The 23,206-nt window shown below is 36.5% G+C and carries 16 protein-coding genes and 4 pseudogenes; 18 read left to right on the forward strand and 2 right to left on the reverse strand.

The annotated features are described in order from the left end of the window. Window positions 1-170 precede the first annotated feature (170 nt). Entirely contained in the window at window positions 171-1,439 is a 1,269-nt protein-coding gene (larC, locus tag WMO42_RS00170) for a nickel pincer cofactor biosynthesis protein LarC (protein WP_022501839.1), read from the forward strand. A 260-nt stretch (window positions 1,440-1,699) separates the two neighbouring features. Here larC and WMO42_RS00175 read toward each other — a convergent pair whose 3' ends face one another. Continuing rightward, on the reverse strand, window positions 1,700-2,305 hold the full coding sequence (locus WMO42_RS00175; RefSeq protein WP_022501838.1) for a 4Fe-4S binding protein: 606 nt from the start codon (window positions 2,303-2,305) through the stop codon (window positions 1,700-1,702). 620 nt (window positions 2,306-2,925) lie between these two features. Here WMO42_RS00175 and WMO42_RS00180 point away from each other — a divergent pair. Then, window positions 2,926-3,624, forward strand: a complete 699-nt coding sequence (locus WMO42_RS00180) for a Crp/Fnr family transcriptional regulator (RefSeq protein ID WP_349191239.1) — start codon at window positions 2,926-2,928, stop codon at window positions 3,622-3,624. A 231-nt stretch (window positions 3,625-3,855) separates the two neighbouring features. Further along, window positions 3,856-6,108, forward strand: a complete 2,253-nt coding sequence (gene pflB, locus WMO42_RS00185) for a formate C-acetyltransferase (protein WP_055175785.1) — start codon at window positions 3,856-3,858, stop codon at window positions 6,106-6,108. 224 nt (window positions 6,109-6,332) lie between these two features. Here pflB and WMO42_RS00190 read toward each other — a convergent pair. Continuing rightward, window positions 6,333-6,479, reverse strand: a pseudogene (locus tag WMO42_RS00190) (type II toxin-antitoxin system RelE/ParE family toxin); the annotation flags it as partial. A 178-nt stretch (window positions 6,480-6,657) separates the two neighbouring features. On the opposite strand from WMO42_RS00190, the gene WMO42_RS00195 reads away from it, so the two are divergent. From WMO42_RS00195 to WMO42_RS00265, 15 genes and pseudogenes are all read left to right on the forward strand, one after another. Continuing rightward, window positions 6,658-7,806: an SLC13 family permease gene (locus tag WMO42_RS00195; protein WP_055306363.1), complete on the forward strand. Its 1,149-nt coding sequence runs from the start codon at window positions 6,658-6,660 to the stop codon at window positions 7,804-7,806. 659 nt (window positions 7,807-8,465) lie between these two features. Continuing rightward, window positions 8,466-8,957: an ATP-binding protein gene (locus WMO42_RS00200; RefSeq protein WP_278320335.1), complete on the forward strand. Its 492-nt coding sequence runs from the start codon at window positions 8,466-8,468 to the stop codon at window positions 8,955-8,957. 448 nt (window positions 8,958-9,405) lie between these two features. Then, on the forward strand, window positions 9,406-9,708 hold the full coding sequence (locus tag WMO42_RS00205; RefSeq protein ID WP_082437091.1) for a metalloregulator ArsR/SmtB family transcription factor: 303 nt from the start codon (window positions 9,406-9,408) through the stop codon (window positions 9,706-9,708). Between the two features lie 57 nt (window positions 9,709-9,765). Continuing rightward, a complete protein-coding gene (locus tag WMO42_RS00210; protein ID WP_055306364.1) occupies window positions 9,766-10,320 on the forward strand; it encodes a DUF5714 domain-containing protein in 555 nt (184 codons plus the stop codon). Next, window positions 10,313-10,705 (forward strand): annotated as a pseudogene (locus WMO42_RS00215) (arsenate reductase ArsC); the annotation flags it as partial. The gene WMO42_RS00210 and the pseudogene WMO42_RS00215, both read left to right, overlap by 8 nt. Then, window positions 10,703-11,086: a PAS domain-containing protein gene (locus tag WMO42_RS00220; protein WP_278320336.1), complete on the forward strand. Its 384-nt coding sequence runs from the start codon at window positions 10,703-10,705 to the stop codon at window positions 11,084-11,086. The pseudogene WMO42_RS00215 and the gene WMO42_RS00220, both read left to right, overlap by 3 nt. 37 nt (window positions 11,087-11,123) lie before the next feature. After that, window positions 11,124-11,372: pseudogene (locus WMO42_RS00225) on the forward strand (hypothetical protein); the annotation flags it as partial. A gap of 401 nt (window positions 11,373-11,773) precedes the next feature. Beyond that, complete coding sequence (locus tag WMO42_RS00230) at window positions 11,774-12,343, forward strand: TetR/AcrR family transcriptional regulator (RefSeq protein WP_022503028.1); 570 nt, start codon at window positions 11,774-11,776, stop codon at window positions 12,341-12,343. A 22-nt stretch (window positions 12,344-12,365) separates the two neighbouring features. Then, window positions 12,366-13,951 (forward strand): annotated as a pseudogene (locus WMO42_RS00235) (hypothetical protein). Between the two features lie 71 nt (window positions 13,952-14,022). Next, window positions 14,023-15,390 (forward strand): glycoside-pentoside-hexuronide (GPH):cation symporter, encoded by a 1,368-nt coding sequence (locus WMO42_RS00240; RefSeq protein WP_116443597.1) that lies wholly within the window; start codon window positions 14,023-14,025, stop codon window positions 15,388-15,390. Further along, window positions 15,390-17,783, forward strand: coding sequence for an alpha-galactosidase (locus tag WMO42_RS00245; RefSeq protein WP_349191240.1), 2,394 nt, complete (start codon window positions 15,390-15,392; stop codon window positions 17,781-17,783). The genes WMO42_RS00240 and WMO42_RS00245 overlap by 1 nt, the downstream gene beginning before the upstream one ends. Beyond that, window positions 17,770-19,107: a galactokinase family protein gene (locus WMO42_RS00250; RefSeq protein WP_349191242.1), complete on the forward strand. Its 1,338-nt coding sequence runs from the start codon at window positions 17,770-17,772 to the stop codon at window positions 19,105-19,107. Before WMO42_RS00245 ends, WMO42_RS00250 begins: the two co-directional genes overlap by 14 nt. Continuing rightward, window positions 19,104-20,627, forward strand: a complete 1,524-nt coding sequence (locus WMO42_RS00255) for a UDP-glucose--hexose-1-phosphate uridylyltransferase (RefSeq protein WP_349191243.1) — start codon at window positions 19,104-19,106, stop codon at window positions 20,625-20,627. Before WMO42_RS00250 ends, WMO42_RS00255 begins: the two co-directional genes overlap by 4 nt. A 232-nt stretch (window positions 20,628-20,859) precedes the next feature. Next, window positions 20,860-21,753 (forward strand): zinc dependent phospholipase C family protein, encoded by an 894-nt coding sequence (locus WMO42_RS00260; protein ID WP_022503022.1) that lies wholly within the window; start codon window positions 20,860-20,862, stop codon window positions 21,751-21,753. After that, window positions 21,743-23,071 (forward strand): MFS transporter, encoded by a 1,329-nt coding sequence (locus WMO42_RS00265; RefSeq protein ID WP_349191245.1) that lies wholly within the window; start codon window positions 21,743-21,745, stop codon window positions 23,069-23,071. The genes WMO42_RS00260 and WMO42_RS00265 overlap by 11 nt, the downstream gene beginning before the upstream one ends. Window positions 23,072-23,206 lie beyond the last annotated feature (135 nt).

A 23,206-nucleotide genomic window follows, 5' to 3' on the forward strand; every position in this document is an offset into this window, starting at 1 on the left:
CTGCGTTGTTTTTCAACGCATACGAAGTTTCGAAGAAACTTCTAAGTGACTACGAAGTAGTCATATTATATCGTAAACAAGGAAAGGGCAGGCACAGCATCAGATTTATTATCTAGATGAATGATGCTTGCCTTTTTACTACATTTGCTAAGAAATGAGGTTATACATATATGAGAGAATTATATCTTGAATGTTATTCAGGAATAAGCGGAGATATGTCTGTTGCGGCACTTCTTGATGCCGGAGCGGATAAAGAATATTTGTTAAAAACACTTGCAACTATGCCTCTGACAGGTTATGAGGTTAAGATAACAAGAGTTAAAAAGAATGGTATAGATTCGTGTGATTTTAATGTAGTGCTGGACAGCGGACACGAGAACCACGACCACGATATGGAATATCTGTATGGACATCTTAATGGCGAAGGGCATACGCACAATTTTGAAAATGTACATTCGCATACTCATTCAGCACATCACAGCCACAGGGGGCTGAAAGAAATATATTCTATTATAGAGCAGACACAGCTTACTGAGAATGCAGAAAAGCTTGCTAAGAAAATATTCAGAATATTAGCAGAAGCAGAAGCCAAGGCACACGCTACAGATATTGAAAATGTTCATTTTCACGAGGTTGGTGCAGTAGACTCGATTGTGGATATAGTGGCGTTTGCTGTATGCTTCGATAACCTGCATATAGACAGGGTGTATGTTCCAGGTATCAGCGAGGGAACTGGAACAATAAGGTGCCAGCACGGAATAATTCCAGTACCAGTGCCAGCGGTTCTTAATATAACATCAGCTTATAATATAGAATTAAGCAATACCAATATTAAAGGCGAACTTGTAACGCCAACGGGAGCGGCGATTGTAGCGGCTGTAAGAACAGATACAGCACTTCCACAGCATTTTACAATAAAGAAGACTGGATATGGTGCAGGCAAGAGAGAGTATGAGCTTCCGGGAGTATTAAGGGCAATGCTTATTGAGAGTAATAGTGAAAGCTTAGACGAAAATGCTGACTTAATATATAAGCTGGAAACGGATATTGATGACTGTTCGTCAGAGATATTAGGATACACTATGGAGCGCCTGTATAAGGCGGGTGCAAGAGAAGTGCATTTTCTTCCTATATATATGAAAAAGAACAGACCTGCATATGAGCTTGTTGTAATATGCTGCAAGGAAGATATTACGACTATGGAAAATATCATATTTGAGGAAACAACGACAATAGGAATAAGACGTTGTGCAATGAAGAGAACAATTCTTCCAAGAAAAATTGAAAAAGTCAGTACACCATATGGTGAAATTGACGTAAAGGTGTGTACGCTTCCTAATGGCAAAGTTAAGAGATATCCTGAATATGAAACTATTAAGAGCATATGTGAGGCAGAAAATGTGCCATTGAGGGATATAATTGGGAATATAGGAGAATAAAAAATAATTAAAGACTGTTACAAGAAATTATATGCTGGCATTATATAGAACATAGAAATATAAAAGTCCTGAGTAATGTCAGCATATTAAAATATAAGTTTCGTGTGACAATCTTATATTATAAACCTGGAAAAGCATTTCGATATTATACATTTGCAGAGGCAGAGTTATGGTTAATATATTTTATTGATATGGGAAAATGATATAGTCGTCACCTGTATTTTTATAGTTGTACTATATCACTAAGCATTACAGAAAAATTAATTAACACGGTTGCCATCAGTACCAATAGTTACAACTCTTACAGGAATTGTCTTGCCGCTGTCAGCTACAGCCTTTTCAACTGCATACTGCAATCCACCACAGCAAGGTACAGTCATACGTGTTACAGTTATGCTCTTTATGTTATTATTCTTGAATATCTCGGTTAATTTCTCAGAATAGTCAACCATATCAAGCTTTGGACATCCGATAAGTGTTATGTGGTTACGCATAAAATCGTGGTGGAATGTACTGTAGGCATAAGCTGTACAATCTGCTGCAATAAGAAGGTCAGCTCCATTAAAGCATGGTGCAAAAGGAGATACAAGCTTAATCTGTACAGGCCAGTTGTTAATCTGGTTTCCACTTGCCGCTTTGTTAGCAAGTACTTCAGCTTCATTATATTCAGGAGCTTCACGCTCAATAAAACGAATTGCATTCATAGGGCAGGCTGGCAGACAGTCGCCAAAACCGTCACAATAATCATCTCTTAAAAGCTTAGCCTTTCCGTCAACAATTCCAATAGCTCCCTCGTGACAGGCGTGTGCACATAAGCCACAGCCGTTGCAGAGTTCTTCATTAATTTCTATAATCTTTCTTATCATAATCAAATAAATCCTCCTATTTATAGTAGTATTTTTATTTAATAGAAAATTCTGATAAAAATTCCTGTTAAATAAAAAGCCCTCTGGGCAGATTCACCATACGGCGGTAATGTAGATGCCACTAAAGTGTTCCGCCATAGGTGGAGAATCCTGTGAAACAGGATTCTATCCTGCAGACCCGCTAAAATGTCTTAATAAGTATATGTTGTGGTTATTTTCAGCCATATTTTCATAGCTGGCTGATTAGTTTGAATTATATCTTAACTACCTGGTAAGTATAATATTAAATATTAATAAAGTATGTTGTAAATACAACAAAAATAAGATTATAATGTAATGAGTGCAAAAGAAAAGGAAGCGGCTGCGAAGCAGACATTTACTTTTCTTGCACCATTAACGAACGAATATCCTGTGAAACAGGATAAAGAGTGCGGAAGCACGAATTCGTGAGTGTAGGATATGCTAGGTTATAGTACAGGTGTGTAGTATATTAAGTTAATAGTGCGAAAAGATAGAGATTGGCAAATGAGTGCAAAAGAAAAGGAAGCGGCTGCGAATAGACACCGTAGATTTTATAGATTATTTTATGAATAATATAGAGAAGAATAGGATTGAAGAATATGGGCAGAATATTATATGACATTTCACAGGATTATATGGGAGTTATACAAAAGAGCAGGCTGTTTAGCGGTATAGAACCAGACGAGGCTAATGGAATGAGCAAATGCCTTGAGATAACATTTCGCGAGTATGACAAAGAAGAAGTTATATTTAATGAAGGCGATAAAATATCCAAAATAGGTATGGTGATTCAGGGCAATGTGAGCATAGAAAAGGCTGATTACTGGGGCAACAGGCATATTATGACATATGTGTCAGCGGGTGAAATATTCGGAGAGGCATATGCATGCAGTAACGACAAGACATCCAATGTAGAGGTTGTTGCGGCAGATAAATGTATAGTTGCATTTCTTGACACATACAAGGTTATGACGGTATGTAGTTCATCGTGCCAGTTCCACAGTAATCTTATTCATAATCTTATATATATGCTTGCTGACAGGTGTGTGGTTATGAACGAGAAGATTACACATTTATCCAAACGAAGCACTAAGGAGAAAGTATTGTCATATTTATCAGCAAGAGCCGCCAAATGTGGGAGTGATGAGTTCGATATACCATTTAACAGGCAGCAGTTGGCTGATTATCTTTCAGTTGACAGGAGTGCAATGTCAGCAGAATTAAGCCGTATGAAGAAAAATGGAGAAATTGATTTTAGGAAAAATCATTTTATTATAAAATGTCGTGATAAACAATAATCTGCCGCTGTAAAGACACATAATTTGGAAGAAAATGTTAATTTAAGCCGTCATTGTATAAAACTAAAAACAACTAAAAAATGTATTGAAATTAATTGACAGGGGTGTTAATATACCCTTGCGAGAGATAGTTAAGAAATTAACATTTCGCTTTATATTTTTGAGAGTTTTGTATACAATATACAAACTATTATACAAATTAACAGTTATTTTATTAAGGAGGAACCAATAATGGTAAATTTTGATCAGTGGAATGGTTTCAAAGGCAGACTTTGGAAAGAAGAGATCAATGTAAGAGATTTCGTTCAGAACAATTACAAGCCATATGATGGAGATGAAAGTTTCCTTGAAGGACCTACAGAAGCTACTAACAAGCTTTGGGGAAGACTTCAGGAATTACAGAAGGAAGAAAGAGCTAAGGGCGGCGTACTTGATATGGAAACAAAAGTTGTTGCTGGTCTTACAGCTTATGGTCCTGGATATATAGATGAATCTATGAAGGAGCTTGAACAGGTAGTTGGTCTTCAGACAGATAAGCCACTTAAGAGAGCATTTATGCCTTATGGTGGTATCAAGATGGCAGAAGAATCATGCAAGAACTATGGTTATGAACCAGATCCAGAACTTCATAAGATCTTCACAGAATATCATAAGACACATAACCAGGGTGTATTCGATGCTTATACACCAGAGATGAGAAAGGCTCGTCACAGCCACATCATCACAGGTCTTCCAGATACTTATGGACGTGGACGTATCGTAGGTGACTACAGAAGAGTTGCTCTTTACGGTATCGACTTCCTTATGGAAGAAAAGAAGAAGGATCACGCTAACTGTGGTTGTGGAACAATGACTGATGACGTTATCCGTTTAAGAGAAGAAATATCTGATCAGTACAAGGCACTTGCAGGTATGAAGAAGATGGCTGAAAGCTATGGTTATGATATCAGCAAGCCAGCTACTAATGCTAAGGAAGCTGTTCAGTGGTTATACTTTGGATATCTTGCAGCTATCAAGACACAGAATGGTGCTGCTATGTCTGTAGGTCGTGTATCTACATTCCTTGATATCTATATTCAGAGAGATCTTGAAGCTGGTACTCTTACAGAGAAGGAAGCTCAGGAACTTATTGATCATTTCGTTATGAAGTGTAGAATGGTTAAGTTCGCAAGAATTACATCATACAACGAATTATTCTCAGGAGATCCTACATGGGCTACTCTTGAAGTTGGTGGTACAGGTATCGATGGACGTTCAATGGTTACAAAGAACGACTTCAGATTCCTTCATACACTTGAGAACATGGGACCTTCACCAGAACCAAACCTTACAGTACTTTATTCTTCAAGACTTCCAGAAAGCTTCAAGAAGTATGCTGCTAAGATTTCTGTTGATACATCTTCAATCCAGTATGAGAACGATGATGTTATGAAGGTAACATGGGGCGATGATTATTCAATCTGCTGCTGTGTATCTGCTACACAGACAGGTAAGGAAATGCAGTTCTTCGGAGCTAGAGCAAACCTTGCTAAGTGCTTACTTTACGCTATCAATGGTGGTGTAGATGTTAAGAACAGAGAACAGGTTGGTCCTGCTTACAAGCCAGTTACTTCAGAATATCTTGATTATGATGAAGTTGTTGATAAGTTCGATGCTATGATGGATTGGTTAGCTGATCTTTATGTTAATACACTTAACCTTATCCAGTATATGCATGATAAGTATTACTATGAAGCTGCTGAGATGGCTCTTATTGATACAGATGTTAAGAGAACATTTGCTACTGGTATCGCTGGATTCTCACACGTTGTAGATTCACTTTCAGCTATTAAGTATGCAAAGGTTAAGACAGTACGTGATGAGACAGGTATCGTTGTAGATTACGAAATCGAAGGCGACTTCCCTAAGTATGGTAACGATGATGACAGAGCTGATGATATTGCTGTATGGTTACTTAAGACATTCCTTGAGAAGATTAAGAAGAGACATACTTACAGAAATTCAGAGCCAACAACATCTATCCTTACAATTACTTCTAACGTAGTATATGGTAAGTACACAGGTGCTATGCCTGATGGACGTAAGGCTGGTACTCCACTTGCTCCTGGTGCTAACCCAAGTTATGGTGCAGAGCAGAATGGTCTTCTTGCTTCACTTAACTCACTTACAAAGCTTCCTTACGAGTGGGCATTAGATGGTATTTCTAATACACAGACAATGAACCCAGACGCTTTAGGACATAACGAAGAAGAAAGAATTAACAACCTTGTTAATGTTATGGATGGATACTTCGATCAGGGTGCTCATCACCTCAATGTTAACGTATTCGGTAAGGATAAGTTACTTGATGCTATGGAACACCCAGAAAAGCCAGAATATGCTAACTTTACAATCCGTGTATCTGGTTATGCTGTTAAGTTCATCGACCTTACAAAGGAACAGCAGATGGATGTTATTTCTAGAACATTCCATGACAGAATGTAATCATACGAATAGTATAATTGCTTGAAAATTAAATGGGATAAAAGTGGCTTTAAGTTGTATGTTTACTGGTGATAAGTTACATTAAGTTATAACAAAAAATTAAAAAGCCACCTGTATTCAAAAAATGCAGTACAATCTGAGATGATTGTACTGCATTTTTGAATTTATGTGAGCAACGAGCCAAAATCCATGCTTGCACGAGAATTTGGTGACTGCTGTAATGATTAAATGAGGGGAAAAATCTGTCGAAGAATGGAAGTCCAGTTACTTTTCTGATAGAGAAAACAAACGATGATTACAGTCTGTTTTTCTTCATCAATCGTATAAAAGGCAAGGTAATTATTGATTATCACAAAACGAATGCCCTGACTTAATTCAAAACGAAACTCCTGTACGATATTTTTTTATGAAAAAGTTGTAAAGTGGTGTTATACAGGAATGAGGCAGTAATCGCAAACACAATCCACAATACAAAATGATATTCTTTTTTTCTGGATGTTTCTGTGATATACTTATACGCAGTCGTATCAGACCGGAAAGGAAATATTGATGTTACAAAAATTATATGTTTTTTTCAGGAAAGAAACCGTTTTGTCAATTGCAGTGATCCTGGCGCTTCTTTCTATGTTCTGGGTCAGACCGGATAAGGCTTATTTTACTTATATCGATTTCAGGACTCTCGGGCTCCTCTTCTGTTTGATGGCAATTGTAGCTGGTTTGAAGGCTGTTGGTGTTTTTGATATACTTGCTCAAAAATTGCTGATGGGAACATCGGGAACTGTGGGTGTGATCAGGCTGTTGGTACTCTTATGTTTCTTCCTGTCAATGGTGATCACCAATGATGTGGCATTGATTACTTTTGTTCCTCTTGCACTGATCATAGTGCATAAACTGCCAAAGGAACTGGGCAATTACTGGTTTCTTAAAATAGTAGCCATGCAGACAATCGCTGCTAATCTCGGAAGCATGCTCACACCAATCGGAAATCCGCAGAACCTTTATCTATATGCCAGAGCAGGGATGTCCGCGGCAGAATTAATAACCCTGATGCTTCCATATTCCGCCACAGCACTTATCCTTCTTCTGATATGGATACAGGTAGCCGCTGCCAAAGCACCTCACGTATGCGGTTTAGAAAAAGATAAAACTCTTTTGGGATTCTCTGACAGAAAAGAACTTAACATGGAATACCTGGCCGCTTACATGATCTTATTTACAATCTGCCTGCTCACTGTTGCACGTATCATTCCATACCAGATTCCTCTTGTATTGGTTCTTATATATATGCTGCTAAGAAACAGGGAAAATATAAGCAGGGTGGATTACTCCCTGCTTGCCACCTTTATCGCATTATTTATTTTTATCGGCAACCTTGGAAGGATTCCGCAATTCAGCAGTTTTCTGGAAAGAATCATGGCAGGAAGGGAAACACTTACTGCTGTTCTTGCCAGTCAGATTATGAGCAATGTTCCCGTTGCGCTTCTTTTATCCGGCTTTACAGATAATTACCGGGCTTTAATTGTCGGAACCAATATTGGAGGTCTCGGCACTCTGATTGCATCCATGGCAAGCCTGATAAGTTTCAAATATATTGCAAAAGAAAACAGGAATCTGAGAGGGAAATATTTGGGAATATTCACAGCCTCCAATATTATATTCATGATATTCATGTTAATATTGTATTTTTTTCTTAGATAAAGGTTTTCCCGGAATTACAAAAGCTATAACAATTCTTTCTTCGCAAAAAATTCTCCGCGGCACTCTCCCATCCTGGAAGAAAAGCCGCGGAGAAATAAATATATTTTCGGTGCCAATACAAAGATCATTAATCTTTACACCACTTTACAACTTTTTCATAAAAAAATATCGTACAGGGCTTTCTGATGTATAATGAGTTTGCTCTAAAACATTTTATTTTGAAACTTTTTCTGCTCCAACAGCAGATACTTTGTTTTTACTCGTTTTATCAATACTAACATTGGAATCTGTACATTCCATTCGATTTTTATATCAGCACTTTTTGTCTGGGATTACCACAAAATCCCTCAATACCTTTTACCACGCATGTTCCTATGCAAAAGTTGATTATTCCCACTTTATGAATATCACATCTAAAGTTGCTTTGAGAATGATACTGGATTCTTAACAACTGAAATATTTAAGTTGTTTGATTAGTTAGCTTGGCTATAAAGATGAAATTATATTAAATTAATGAATATAATTTAAGTTTCTTGTATATAATAGTTGACTCTGAAACAGGAAAACGTAAAGACCGTACAGATTATCCAATTATAGCTATTAGGGAAGCTATCCTTAATGCATTAGTGCATCGTGATTATAGTATTCATACAGAAGGCATGCCTATACAGATTATTATGTTTGAAAATAGAATAGAGATTAGAAATCCAGATGGAATATATGGAAGAATAAGAATAGACCAATTGGGAAAAGTACAATCAGACACGAGAAATCCAATAATTGCATCAGAACTAGAGGTGTTGAAAATTACAGAAAATAGATATTCAGGTATTCCTACTATAAGAAGGGCAATGCGTGAATATAATTTACCTGAACCAGAATTCTTGGACGAAAGGGGCTGCTTTATAGTTAAATTATATAAATACAAAGAAAATGAATATAATAAAATGATTGAAAGCAGCGAAGAGAAAAATTTAATTATATTCTGTAAGACACCTAGAACAAGAAATGAAATTTGTCATTATTTAGGTATAAATTCAGTGTCATATGTTATGAAAAAATATGTTATGCCATTAGTTGAAAGAGGAATATTAAAAATGAGTATTCCTGATAAACCTAAGAGTACGAAACAGTTATTTTATTGTGAATAGGATTTATTGATGGTATATGTTTGGATATGTGATGGGGATTGAGTAGATGGAAATAGGAGTTATTGGTCTGAGCAAATTTAGTTATAATTAGAGTGGTATTAAATTATATATGTGATATGATTTAGGTGATGGATAACAAAAATTATCCATTAATAAGATCACGAAAAAAATAATTAAAAATTATATAGAAATAGAAACAGCAAAAATATTTATCTGCTGTTTCCATATAATCAAAAAAATTAAAATTTAAAATCCTTCCGCGGATGCTTATTTATCAATAGGTTCTTAGATTATATGAATGTTGAAATTATAGATATAAATTCAAAGGAATTAAAGGTGTAAAGCTGTACATGAAAATGTAGAACTTTATTTCACGAAAATACATTGACATTCATCTATGTATATGCTAATTTTATACATAGATAATTATCAATACGAGGTGAATGAAATGAGATTAGCGGATGTTTCTTTAATATGCAAGGCACTTGGAGATTCAAACAGGCTGGAAATAGTGCAGATGTTGTCAAATGGAGAAAAATGCGGATGCAGGCTTTTGGAAAGATTTAGTATTACTCAGCCTACATTATCTCATCATATGAAAATACTGGTGGAGTGTGGGTTGGTTAATGACCGGAAAGAAGGCAAATGGCACCATTATTCCTTGAATTGTGAAACTTTAATAGAATTCAAAGATTCTATTGGCAGTTTGACGTGTGAGTCATGCTGTGACAAAAAAGATAGCTGTTGTTAGAGGGGGAATCCTGTTAATACTTGTAAAAATTGTAAATAAGACGAAAGGAAGTTTTCTATGACAGTAAGAGAAAAAGCAGAACTGATTGTAAAAGATATAAAGAAAGAACAGGGAACAAATCCGGTTGTTATTTTTAAACAGATAGCAAAGAAGGAATATGTCAGTATTCATGGACCGGAACACCATATATTAGATGGTGCAAGTTTGCTTGTAGCCTACAAAAACGCAGGAGGAGAGATTGACTTAGAACAGGCATTGGACAGGTTGATGGCAGAGGGACTTAGGATGCCGGGGGCAATGTGCGGTTTATGGGGAATATGCGGAGCAATCACATCTATAGGTGCTGCACTTGCAATCATCGACGGAACAGGTCCGCTTTCAACGGATGGAACATGGGGAAATCATATGCAGTTTACCTCGAAAGCAATTGGAGAATTAGGAACCATAAACGGACCAAGATGCTGCAAGAGAGATGCAATGATAGCATTTAAGAATGGTATTGATTATGTGAATGCTCATTATGGAGTAACATTGCAATATGAACAAATGCAATGTGGATTCACAGATTTTAATGAGCAATGTATAAAGGAGAGGTGTCCATTTTATGAGTAATGTAAAAGTAGCTTTTATTTGTGTTCATAATTCATGTAGAAGTCAGATTGCTGAGGCTTTTGGAAGACATCTGGCATCAGATGTGTTTCAAAGTTATTCGGCGGGTACAGAAACAAAACCACAGATTAATCAGGATGCTGTCCGTATTATGAAGGAATTATATAATATGGATATGGAAGCAGAAGGACAGTTCAGTAAGCTGGTTAGTGATATTCCAGATCCGGATATTGCAATATCAATGGGATGTAATGTAGGGTGTCCATTTATAGGCAGACCATTTGATGATAATTGGGGACTTGAAGATCCAACTGGAAAAAGCGATGAGGAATTTAAGATAGTCATTGAACAAATAAAGCATGATATTTTGGAGTTAAAAAGTAGATTGAACCATAATGAGATTAATATAAGTTATTTTAAAAGTATCATAGATCAGGATAGAGCCGCAGTCGTTATATGCAATCTTAATCATGAAATAATATATATGAATCCTGCTGCGGTTGTTAATTATGGAAAGCGTGGCGGAGACAAGCTGATTGGCAGAAGCTTGCTGGAATGTCATAATAAGGAATCACAGGAAAAGATAAGACAGGTGACAGAATGGTTTGCACAGGACGAAAGCCATAATATTGTGTATACATTTCATAATGAGAAGCAGAATAAAGATGTATATATGGTGGCACTTAGAGATAGTGGCAAGCTGATTGGATACTATGAGAAGCATGAATATCGAGATAGAGAAACAATGAAAATGTATGATTTATGGTGAGTTCCACCTAATGAGGAAGTAATAAAAAATATTGTAGACTGCTTTCTGTGCAAAACCAATGTTCATGTCAGATATCAGAGATACCTTGATGACTGCTATTGGCCAGATTCAGGCAGATACGCGCTCTGAATGATCCGGTACTGGCTGGAATCAACATTTTTGCCATGACTGCAAATGCATTTGATGAGGACAGAAAAAAGCACTGGAATGCGGTATGGATGGATTCTTAACCAAACCAATTGTTATTGAGAAATTGATCAGTACATTACAGAAAAAACTGGATTAGTTAAGAAAAAATAAAGTGATGCTAAGAAAACGTACGGTGATAATTGGCAGAATAATGCGGGTGAGGCAGATCATATTGATCCGTTAGCTAATTTTGTTAAATGTCATAAGCGTAATCCATTTATATCAAAAGAAGATTTAAAAGATATAGGAAATAGAGATGATAATATTCAGATATTTTCAATTATATGCGTTATTGTGTTAAAAATATATCGGTCTATATTGCAAAATATACAATAAATTGTACAATACTACTAAAAATATTCGAAATTATTATACAAAAATAGCAATTGTACCCAATAAAATAATGTGATACAATCAAGGAAACTAAAACAGAAGAAATAGTTTCCTTGATTTTTTGTTTTATAAGCGTCACTGATACACAACATTAAAAGGAGCATTATGAATAATAAAGAGAAGATTTTACAGGCAACGATACAGGCATTTAATCAAAAAGGCCTTAAATTTACAATGGACGATATTGCATCTATTCTTGCAATGAGTAAGAAGACAATATATACAATTTTTAAAGATAAGAACACTCTGTTTATGGAGATGGTAGATTATCTGTTTGACACGATTAAAGAGAGCGAATCAGAGATAATTGAAGATAATACATTATCAACAATTGAGAAGATAAGACGTATTCTTGGAGTTATGCCTGAGAGTTATAAAGATATTGATTTAAGACAATTATATATGTTAAAGGACAAATTCCCGGAGATATACAGACACGTTGAAGAACGTCTGGAGAATGGATGGGAGACAACGATTAAGCTTTTGGAACAGGGGATTGAGGAAGAAGTGATAAGACCGGTTAATGTATTGATGTTTAAGATGATGATGGAGGCATCAATAGAACAATTTTTCCAAAGAGACATTCTTATAAGGGCAGGAATGACATATACACAGGGACTTGATGAGATTGTGGGAATATTATTAGATGGCGTGGCAGTTAAGGAAAGTCATTGAAAATAAAAAGGAGGAATATATAATGCAGGACAAATCAAAGGTTATATTTAACAATGAAATTGATAGAAAGGCATATAGAAAAGCTATTAATTCCAAAAAAAATACGCAAGAAAATATGGTGATGACAGCAATGCCGACTATAAGGTGACAATAAAGAAGAACAAATACATAGGTGATATGCTTGGCGTGTATGATGTGAGGGTTGCAGATAAGCCTGCAAGCGTATCTAACGGTAATAAAGAAGAATTTGATACTGATAAAGGTATTATAGTTGGCAATATAAGAATGGGTTTTGGACATTACAGAATATCAATGGCGATTGCTTCAGCAGCTAATGCACTTGGATATGTTCCTTACTGGATGGATCTTAATTCTTACGATAATACAACCTGTACTAAAGTTATAAGGGCGCAGAACGACCTGTATTCGCTTGGTTCAAGGTTATCACAAAAGAGCAGGCTGTTTAACAGACTGGTGTGGGAACCAATGAATTACGAGGGTTTCAGGAAGCTTTCCTATAACGCTTCAGACCAGAAGAATGCAGAGCTTATGGCACCTGTATATAAGAATGTTCCTAAGAATATTCCGGTTATTGCAACTCATGTATGGCCGGCACAGGCGGCAGTACACGCAGGTATGAAAAATGTTGTTAATGCAATACCGGATAACTGGCCAATGGCATTGCATTTGTCAGAAGGAAGTATTCATACAGTCCAGACACATTATGCTTATCAGGGTTACAGGATACTTAATGGAATGTCCGGCATTAAGGTGTTAAATGAAATGCCAGCAGATAGTCTTGTATACACAGGACATTATATCGACCACGAGCTTGTAACTAATATTGAGGCTGACTGCAATGCAAGAATAGCAAGAAAACAGAACGGAAAGCCTATGAGATTTCTGCTTACAATTGGTGGTGCAGGTGCACAGAAAGAGATATTTGCCCATATAATTAAATACCTTATTCCTTATATTAAGAAGAATAAGGCAGTGTTATACGTTAATGTTGGTGATTATAAAAATGTATGGGACGAACTTATAAGAGATATCCCACAGATGAGAGAACTGGCAACTGAGCATTTTGACAACTGGAAAGATACGAAGGCATTTGCCACGAAGGCATTATCAGCCAGCCAGATAAACAATTCTGATGTAGTGACAGATAACAATGGAGATGATAATTCTAAGAATATTACAGCAGATAATTCAAGTGAAGACACATCTGATAATATAACAGGTATCCACGGCTTTTATCATAAGAATATATTTGAGGCAGTGTATTGTACTAACCTTTTGATGAGAAGTGCAGATGTGCTTGTTACCAAACCAAGTGAATTAGCATTCTATCCAGTGCCAAAGTTATTTATAAAGCGAGTTGGCGGACACGAACAGTGGGGTGCAGTCCATTCAGCAGAGATAGGTGACGGAACACTTGAGTGCAGGGATATACCTCATACTTTACAGATGATAAAGCTGTTTATGGAAGATGATACATACATTATAGATATGTGTAAGAACATAAAGAAGAATAAACAGATGGGTATATATAATGGTGCATATGAGGCTGTCAAATTAGCAGTGAATATGAAGAAATCAGACATTTAATACGGCGTGCAGTAATCAGACACTTAAAAAATATGAAGAAATCAGACATATAGAAAGAAAAGAGGTAGCGTATGGGGCTTAATAAGAAAGAAATGGCATCTTATGGCATAGGTGCAGTTGGCAAAGATATGGTTTATATGTTTTGTGCAAGTTATATTCTGTATTATTATCAGGATATACTTGGGGTTAGTGCGATAGCAATGGGGATTATACTTCTTGCGGCACGAGTATTTGATGCATTTAACGACCCTATAATGGGTGTAGTTGTTGCAAAGACAAGAACCAGATGGGGAAAGTTCAGACCATGGCTGTTTATTGGAACATTGCTTAATGCTGTTGTATTGTTTCTGATGTTTTCTGCACCACCAACACTTGATGGCGGCGGACTTGTTGCTTATGCCGCAGTAACTTACGTTTTGTGGGGCGTTACTTACACAATGATGGATATTCCTTATTGGTCAATGATACCAGCATTTACAGAGGGCGGCAAGGAAAGAGAGAATATGTCAACAATGGCACGTTCCTGTGCAGGTGTAGGTTCAGCACTTGTTACAATTATTACAATGCAGTGTGTATATATGCTTGGAAAGGGCAATGAATATGCAGGTTTTAAATGGTTTGCACTTATAATATCAATACTGTTCTTTGCTGCAATACTTATTACCTGCTTTAATATTAGGGAAAAATCAACAGTTGATGTTGAAACAGTATCAGTAAAGCAGATGTTCAAGGCACTTTTTCAGAATGATCAGGCTGTTACAGTAGTTATAACAATTGTTCTTATTAATACATCTGTGTACATAACTTCTAACCTTGTCATATATTTCTTTAAATATGATTTTGGCGGTGCAGACTGGTACAACGGCTATACACTATTTAATACATTTGGTGGTGCAATACAGATATTATCAATGATGGTATTGTTTCCGCTTCTTAGAAAGTTTTTGAACACAATAAAGATATTTTATGTAAGCTTTGTTATGGCTATTGCTGGTTATATAGTTTTATTTATTCTTATATTCACATCAATGTCGAGTGTGTTTATTTTATTTATTCCAGCATTTTTCATATTTGCAGCAAATGGAATGTTATTAGTCTTAACGACTATATTTCTGGCGAATACGGTTGACTATGGCGAATTTAAGAATAAGCGAAGAGATGAGAGCGTTATATTTTCAATGCAGACATTTGTTGTAAAGCTTGCTTCAGGTATAGCCGCATTAGTTGTGTCAATATGCCTTTCAGTATGCAGGTTAAGCAGTAATACAGATGTGGTGACAGATGCTGTGGCTGGTGGTTCGGTAGTAGGACTTAGAATGACAATGACAGTAATTCCGGTAATAGGTCTGCTTATTGCAGTATTTTACTTCCACAGAAAGTACATTTTAACAGAGCAGAAAATGGAAGAGATATCGGAAAGAATTAAGGAGAGCCATTAATGATAACGATTAATAATAATATGTATGTGCTTGATACTGACAATACATCTTATGCGTTTGCCGTGCTTGGAAGCGGGCAGTTGGAGCATTTGTATTATGGAAGAAAGTTACACGCCAATGAGGCTGTGATGACAGAGAAGCATACATTTATTCCGGGTAATACTAATGTATACAATAAAGATTATTCGTCTTATTCGCTGGAAGATGTGTGCCTTGAAATGTCATCATTGGGAAAAGGCGATATAAGAGAGCCTTTTATCGAAGTCACATATCCTAATGGAAGCAGTACAACGGATATGGTGTTTGACAGGGCAGAGATTATACAGGGCAAGGAAGAATACGATACGCTTCCGGGGTCTTATGATGATAATGGAGAGGTTGAACAGCTCGTCATCTATCTTAAGGACAGGAATTATAATCTCACATTGGAGCTTCATTATTATGTATATGAAAAATGTGACATTATAACAAGAAGTGCCAAGCTTGTTAATTCAGGAAATGAGAGCGTAAGGCTTGAAAGATTAATGAGTATGCAGCTTGATTTAAACGAGAGTGATTATGAATTGTCTTTTTTTAATGGTGCGTGGGCAAGGGAGATGAATAGAAGCAGAATACCCATTCGTGCCGGTAAGTATGTAAATGAGTCGGTCACAGGAACATCATCAAACAGAGCTAATCCTTTTTTTATGATAGGAAGAAGTTCAACGACAGAAGATTATGGTGAATGTTATGGATTTAATCTTATATACAGCGGCAATCATTATGAAGCGGCACAGGTTAATTCATATGGTAAATTAAGGCTTGTATCGGGAATTAATCCAGCTACATTTTCTTATATTATTGAAGCAGGAAAATGCTTTGAAGCTCCAGAGGCAGTGCTTACCTATTCATACAAAGGCTATAACAGGATGAGTCATAATATGCACGAGTTTGTAAGAAAGCATATTGTGCGTGGAAGCTGGCGCGACAAGGAAAGACCAGTTCTTATTAATAGCTGGGAAGCGGCATATTTTAATATTAATGAAAGAAAGCTTGTGAAGCTTGCAAAGGCGGCTAAGGATACAGGTGTTGAACTGTTCGTTATGGATGATGGCTGGTTTGGCGAGAGAAATGACGACACAAGTTCATTAGGCGACTGGACACCGAATAGCAGAAAGCTTCCAAATGGAATAGCTGGCATCGCTGATAAGATAAAAGAATCCGGGCTTAAATTTGGAATATGGGTTGAGCCTGAGATGGTGAGTGTGAACAGCAGATTATATGAGGCACACCCTGAATGGGTAATTGAAATACCAGATGTAGAACATTCAGAGGGACGGAATCAGAGAATTCTTGATTTGACCTATGAAGCTGTTCAGGACTATATAATTGAGAAGATGAGTGAGGTGTTCTCATCAGCAGATATATCTTATGTAAAATGGGATATGAACAGAATATTCAGTGATTATTATTCTAAAAATCTGCCACCTGACAGGCAGAAGGAAGTATCGCATAGATATGTGTGCGGCTTGTACAGATGTATGAAAGAGCTTACTAATAGATTTCCTGACATATTATTTGAGGGCTGTGCGGCAGGCGGCAACAGATTTGATCTGGGAATGTTATGCTATTTTCCGCAGATATGGGCAAGTGATAATACAGATGCGCTTTGCAGGGCACAGATTCAGTATAATTACAGCTATGGTTATCCGTTATCGTGTATTTCAGCCCACGTATCGGCAAGCCCTAATCATCAGACATTAAGAAATATGCCGTTAGAGAGCAGATTTGCAGTTGCAGCATTTGGGCTTCTTGGCTATGAATGTAATATGTGTGATATGAATAAAGAGGAATTAAATGCTGTGAAATGTCAGATTGAACTGTACAAGAAGTTAAGAAATGTATTCTTTACTGGTACATTTTACAGAACAGAAAGCTTTGAAGAAGAAAATGCAGGTAATGCCAGTGTATTAAATAATGGTAAAGGCAATATGGCAGAATGGACAGTAGTATCAACGGATAAGAAGAAAGCTGTCGGATTAATTATGCAAAAACACGTTATACCTAACACACAGTATGCCTGTTACAGGGCTAAAGGTCTTGATGAAGCTAAGAAATACCATTTTTACAACAGAAAGCTTCAATATGACATTAAAGAATTCGGTGAGCTTGTTAATATGGTATCGCCAATACATATCAAGCAGGGTTCTATGTTACAGGATATACTGTCAAAGCTTAAGAAAATGGATGGTGAAACAGAAGATTACATAGCTTATGGAGATACACTTATGTATTCGGGTGTCAAGTTAAAGCAGGCATTCAGTGCAACAGGCTATAATGAGAATGTCCGATTTTTTCAAGATTTTGCAGCAAGATTATACTTTATGGAAGAGGTAGAAGATGATAAGCAGTGACATAATTAGTTCGGGCGGTATTGATAATATATTAAAGGATCTATATATTGATGAAAGCCAGCTTGAATACCAGAGGAAAAGATATATTAATGCTCTGAACCGCTTCACACAGTTATATGGTGAAGGAGATGTGTTTATATTCAGTGCACCGGGAAGAAGTGAGATTGGCGGTAACCACACAGACCACCAGAATGGAAAAGTTCTTGCAGCTTCTGTTAATCTGGATATTATCGCAGTGGTAAGACCAGTGAATTCCAAGGAGAGTGTGTCAGAGGAAGGCAGTTTATCTGGGCATAGTGGTGTTAATGCCGGAATTATAAGAATTGTGTCAGACGATTATCCAATGATACAAGTGTCATTATCGGACACGGATATTAACAAGGAAGAATACTCAACAACTAAGGCACTTGTTAAAGGTGTGACTGCCGGCTTTAAGAAAAAAGGTTTTAAGACAGGAGCATTTGATGCGTTTATAACAAGTGATGTGCCTATGGGAGCAGGGCTTTCATCATCTGCGGCATTTGAAACACTTATAGGAACAATACAGTCACATATTTATAATGCTGGAAAAGTATCAGCAGAAGATATTGCAGTTATCGGACAGATGGCAGAGAATGAGTATTTTGGCAAGCCTTGTGGACTTATGGATCAGATGGCGTGTTCGGTTGGCAATATGGTCTATATTGACTTTAATAATAAGGAAAATCCAGTTGTTAATAAGCTTGATGTGGATATTAAAAAATTCGGCTACAGCCTGTGTATAACTGATACTAAAGGCTCACACAAGGATTTGACAGATGATTATGCAGATATCCGTCAGGAGATGAACGCGGTTGCCGGTTACTTCAGACAGGAGGTTCTTCGTGGCATTACATTAAAGGATATACTTGATAATTTTAAAGAACTACAGGAGAAGTTCGGTGACAGGTGCATACTAAGAGCAGTTCATTTTATAGAGGAAAATGAGAGAGTAGAAAATGAAGTAAATGCTCTTACATCTGGAAATATTGATGAATTCTTAAGGCTGGTATCAAAGTCAGGTGATTCATCTTACAAATATCTTCAAAATATATATTCAACCAAAGATACTGCCAATCAGGGCGTTTCACTTGGACTTATGATGAGTGAAATATTCTTAGGTGATAATAGTGTATACAGTAATGGAGTATGCAGGGTTCATGGAGGTGGATTTGCAGGAACAATACTTGCAATTGTTAAAGATAATGCAGTAGATGAATACAGAAGAAATATGGATAAGATATTCGGTGATGGTGCAAGTATGATATTACAAATCAGACATTGCGGAGGTGTCAGAATAATATGAAAGATATAGACGGTCTTATATTAGAGCTTGTTAATTATGCTTTAATGAATGAACTGATAGAAGAAGATGACAAGATATATGTAACTAACAGACTGCTGGAAGTCTTTGAAAAAATCGGACTTGATACAGACAGTGAGGCAATTAAGGGTGATGTTGAGAGCAAGAAGCATATCACAAGAAGAATAGCCGAAATTCTCTCAGACTGCCTTGAAACAGCCATAAATGACGGACTTATTGAAGATACCCAGCTTAACAAGGATTTATTTGACACTAAGATAATGGGTGTACTTACTCCAATGCCTTCTGTTGTGAGAAAGCATTTTAAGGAGCTTTATAATAATAGTCCTAAGTTTGCTACAGATTATTTCTATGAGCTTAATAAAGCCTGTAATTATATACGCTGTGACAGAATTGAGAAGGACCAGAAATGGAAGTACAATTCAGAATATGGCACTATAGATATAACGATTAATCTGTCAAAGCCGGAGAAAGACCCGAAGGATATAATCAAGCAGGGACAGATGACGGCAAGTGGTTATCCAAAGTGCCTTTTGTGTAAGGAAAATGAAGGTTATGCCGGTACGCTGTCACATCCTGCAAGACAGAATTTGAGGGTTATACCGCTTGAATTAAGCGGCGAGAAATATTATATGCAGTATTCGCCATATGTATATTATAACGAACATTGCATAGTGTTTAATGACAAGCATATACCTATGAAGATTGATAAGAGTACGTTTAAGAAACTTATCGAGTTCACAGAGAAATTTCCTCATTACACATTAGGTTCTAATGCTGACCTGCCGATTGTAGGTGGTTCAATATTAAGCCACGACCATTTTCAGGGTGGTGCATATGAGTTTCCTATGGCAAGGGCAGAGTATGTGTATACATTTGATATGGGGCAGTTCGGTGATGTCAAGGCGGGAATTCTTAACTGGCCTATGTCGGTAATAAGACTCAGCAGTAATAATAAAGAAAGTCTTGTTAATGCCTGCGATTATATATTATACAAATGGAGAGGCTACACTGATGAAGAAGCTTTCATATACTGCAATACAGATGGTGAACAGCATAATACGATAACTCCGATATGTAGAAGAAAAGCTGATAATTACGAGATGGATCTTGTATTAAGGAATAATATTACGACTAAGGAGTGTCCTTGGGGTGTGTACCATCCGTCAGCTAACCTTCACCATATCAAGAAGGAGAATATCGGACTTATTGAAGTTATGGGAATGGCAATACTTCCGGCACGTCTTGATAAGGAAATGGGTATTTTAAAAAATGCACTATTAAATAATGAAGCTATCCGCTTAATAAGCGAGATTGAAAAGCACGCAGAATGGGTTGAAAGCTGGAAAGATAATTATGATATAACCAGGGGCAACGTTGATGAGATAATAAAATCAGAGATTGGCAAAGTATTCGTTCAGGTGCTTGAGTGTGCAGGTGTATACAAGACAGATGAAAAGGGAAGAGAGGCATTTATAAGATTTACTAACAATTTAACATAGTATGATGAGATAACTGCCGCTTTAAATCAATAGCATACTACATTTCGTTAATAATTTAATATAGTATAATGAGAGAGTCAGAAATTTAAAAATATTACACAGTAATTTACACAAATTTAAAAAGATTATGAAGTGGAATTTACAGTATAGTAATATAATCCAGTGATATAAAGAACCAATATTAAAGGTTTATTTATATCACTGGATTTTTTTGTAATAACGGGAGGAAGATATGCCATCAACATATGCACATTATAGAATGGGACAGCAGGTGCGTACAATGCTGGACGGTAATGAGAAAAAGATAGTTGAAAAGTACCCACAATTATATCTTATAGGGTTACACGGTCCGGACATTTTATTTTATTATAAGCCACTAAAGTCCAATGCAATTAACAGTATCGGGTATGAACTGCACAGACATTCAGGAAAGGAATTCTTTGAGAGAGCAAGAAAAGTAATATCAGGAAAGAATAACAGAGAGCCATATCTGGCTTACACTTATGGGGTGCTTAACCATTTTGCACTTGATGTAAGCTGTCATGGTTATATTGAGGATAAGATAAACGAAAGCGGAATATCGCACGCCGAGATAGAAGTTGAGTTTGACAGGGAACTTATGATTATGGATAAGAAAAATCCAATAACACAGTCGCTGGTAAGGCATATTATTCCGTCAGAGGAGAATGCAAAGGTAATAAGTGAATTTTATCCAGATACAACTATGCAGGACGTGAAAAAGGCACTTGAAGGAATGATTTCCTACAACAATCTGCTTGTTGCACCATCGCATATAAAACGCTGGTTTATATATCTTTTACTTAAGGTATCAGGCAATTATAAGGAAATGCACGGCTTGATTGTGAATTACCATAAGAATAAGGCGTGCAATGACAGCACGGTGAAATTGTTATCGTTATACAGACACGCGAAGAACACGGCATATCAGTCAATTATTAAATTCGACGGATTTTTAAATAATGATTGTGAGCTGGATAAAGCATTTAATTATAGCTTTGGTTCGGTTCTTATAGAAGGTTGTGATAATAATCAGAAACAGTGTATATCGGATAATATTCAGAGTGTGGAAAGCTTTATAAGGAAAGAGGTGCAGTATGAGGGGTAAAAGCAATAACAGATTTAAGCTTACAACTAATGAAAAAGGCTGGATATTATATGATGTTGGTAATTCGGCATTTATTCTTATGGTGTCTACGATATTACCTATATATTTTAATTATCTTGCAGAAAATGCAGGAATATCATCAGTAGATTATCTTGCATACTGGGGATATGCAGCTTCTATTGTGACACTGATTGTAGCAGTGTTAGGACCGGTGCTTGGAACGCTCGCAGATACGAAAGGTTTTAAAAAGCCTATATTCTCAGGTTGTGTAATAGCTGGCTGTCTTGCGTGTGTGGCAATGGGCATTACAGGTTCGTGGATATCATTTCTTGTTGTATTTATTATTGCTAAGGTATGTTTTTCTGCAAGTCTTGTATTTTATGATTCGATGTTGTCAGATGTTACAACTGATGAAAGAATGGATATTGTATCGTCAAATGGATACGCTTACGGATATGCTGGAAGCTGTATTCCATTTATTATAAGCCTTATCTTTGTATTAGGATACAATAAAATAGGAATTTCTCTGAGTGCGGCAATGCTCATATCATTTGTAATAGTAGCTTTATGGTGGTTCTTAATGACAGTTCCGCTTATTAAGAATTATAAGCAGATTAATTATGTTGAAAGAAAGCCACACGCAGTAAAGGAAAGCTTTGTAAGAATTAAGGATACACTCTGTGGAGTTGTAAAGCAGAAGAAAATATTCTTGTTCCTTGTAGCATTTTTCTTCTATATTGACGGCGTGTATACAATAATAGATATGGCGACAGCTTATGGTTCAGCACTTGGACTTAATTCAACGGGGCTGCTTCTGGCACTTCTTGTTACACAGCTTGTAGCGTTTCCATTTGCTATTATATTTGGAAGGCTTGCCTCAAAATACAGCACAGGACGTCTTATAACTGCCTGCATAATAGCGTACATAGGAATTACAGTATTTGCAGTATTTATGAAAAGCCAGTGGCAGTTCTGGGTATTAGCTATATTTGTTGGCATGTTTCAGGGTGGCATACAGGCGTTGTCACGTTCTTATTTTGCAAAGATAATACCGGCTGAAAGGTCAGGAGAATATTTCGGACTTATGGATATATGCGGAAAAGGAGCTTCTTTTTTGGGAACATTGGTTGTAGGTGCGGCTTCTCAGATATTTGGAAGCATTAATATCGGTGTGTCTATGATAGTGTTATTGTTTGCGGCAGGACTTGTGTTATTTATAATGACAGATAAGCTTGACAGCAAAGAGGCAGATTTGGATATAGAAAATGGTATGATTGCCAATAACAGCTTTGCAGAAGGTAAGGCAGTTAATAATTAACAGTTCAATATATCAAATAATGTATTACTGTTTACAGTGAGTATGTTAAAAGTTATACTGTGGTTATAAGGTTAAATATTTAATCTGACAACGCAGAATACTATTAATAATATGAACTGTAAACAGTTTTTTTAA

Source organism: Lachnospira sp. CLA-JM-H23 (genome assembly GCF_040096425.1).
GTDB classification, from domain to species: Bacteria; Bacillota; Clostridia; order Lachnospirales; family Lachnospiraceae; genus Lachnospira; species Lachnospira rogosae.

What these genes read in the sequence shown, in the direction of transcription:
- larC (WP_022501839.1), top strand. Translation starts at nt 171, where the DNA reads ATGAGAGAATTATATCTTGAATGTTATTCAGGAATAAGCGGAGATATG.
- WMO42_RS00175 (WP_022501838.1), bottom strand. Translation starts at nt 2,305, where the DNA reads ATGATAAGAAAGATTATAGAAATTAATGAAGAACTCTGCAACGGCTGT.
- WMO42_RS00180 (WP_349191239.1), top strand. Translation starts at nt 2,926, where the DNA reads ATGGGCAGAATATTATATGACATTTCACAGGATTATATGGGAGTTATA.
- pflB (WP_055175785.1), top strand. Translation starts at nt 3,856, where the DNA reads ATGGTAAATTTTGATCAGTGGAATGGTTTCAAAGGCAGACTTTGGAAA.
- WMO42_RS00195 (WP_055306363.1), top strand. Translation starts at nt 6,658, where the DNA reads ATGTTACAAAAATTATATGTTTTTTTCAGGAAAGAAACCGTTTTGTCA.
- WMO42_RS00200 (WP_278320335.1), top strand. Translation starts at nt 8,466, where the DNA reads ATGCCTATACAGATTATTATGTTTGAAAATAGAATAGAGATTAGAAAT.
- WMO42_RS00205 (WP_082437091.1), top strand. Translation starts at nt 9,406, where the DNA reads ATGAGATTAGCGGATGTTTCTTTAATATGCAAGGCACTTGGAGATTCA.
- WMO42_RS00210 (WP_055306364.1), top strand. Translation starts at nt 9,766, where the DNA reads ATGACAGTAAGAGAAAAAGCAGAACTGATTGTAAAAGATATAAAGAAA.
- WMO42_RS00230 (WP_022503028.1), top strand. Translation starts at nt 11,774, where the DNA reads ATGAATAATAAAGAGAAGATTTTACAGGCAACGATACAGGCATTTAAT.
- WMO42_RS00240 (WP_116443597.1), top strand. Translation starts at nt 14,023, where the DNA reads ATGGGGCTTAATAAGAAAGAAATGGCATCTTATGGCATAGGTGCAGTT.
- WMO42_RS00245 (WP_349191240.1), top strand. Translation starts at nt 15,390, where the DNA reads ATGATAACGATTAATAATAATATGTATGTGCTTGATACTGACAATACA.
- WMO42_RS00250 (WP_349191242.1), top strand. Translation starts at nt 17,770, where the DNA reads ATGATAAGCAGTGACATAATTAGTTCGGGCGGTATTGATAATATATTA.
- WMO42_RS00255 (WP_349191243.1), top strand. Translation starts at nt 19,104, where the DNA reads ATGAAAGATATAGACGGTCTTATATTAGAGCTTGTTAATTATGCTTTA.
- WMO42_RS00260 (WP_022503022.1), top strand. Translation starts at nt 20,860, where the DNA reads ATGCCATCAACATATGCACATTATAGAATGGGACAGCAGGTGCGTACA.
- WMO42_RS00265 (WP_349191245.1), top strand. Translation starts at nt 21,743, where the DNA reads ATGAGGGGTAAAAGCAATAACAGATTTAAGCTTACAACTAATGAAAAA.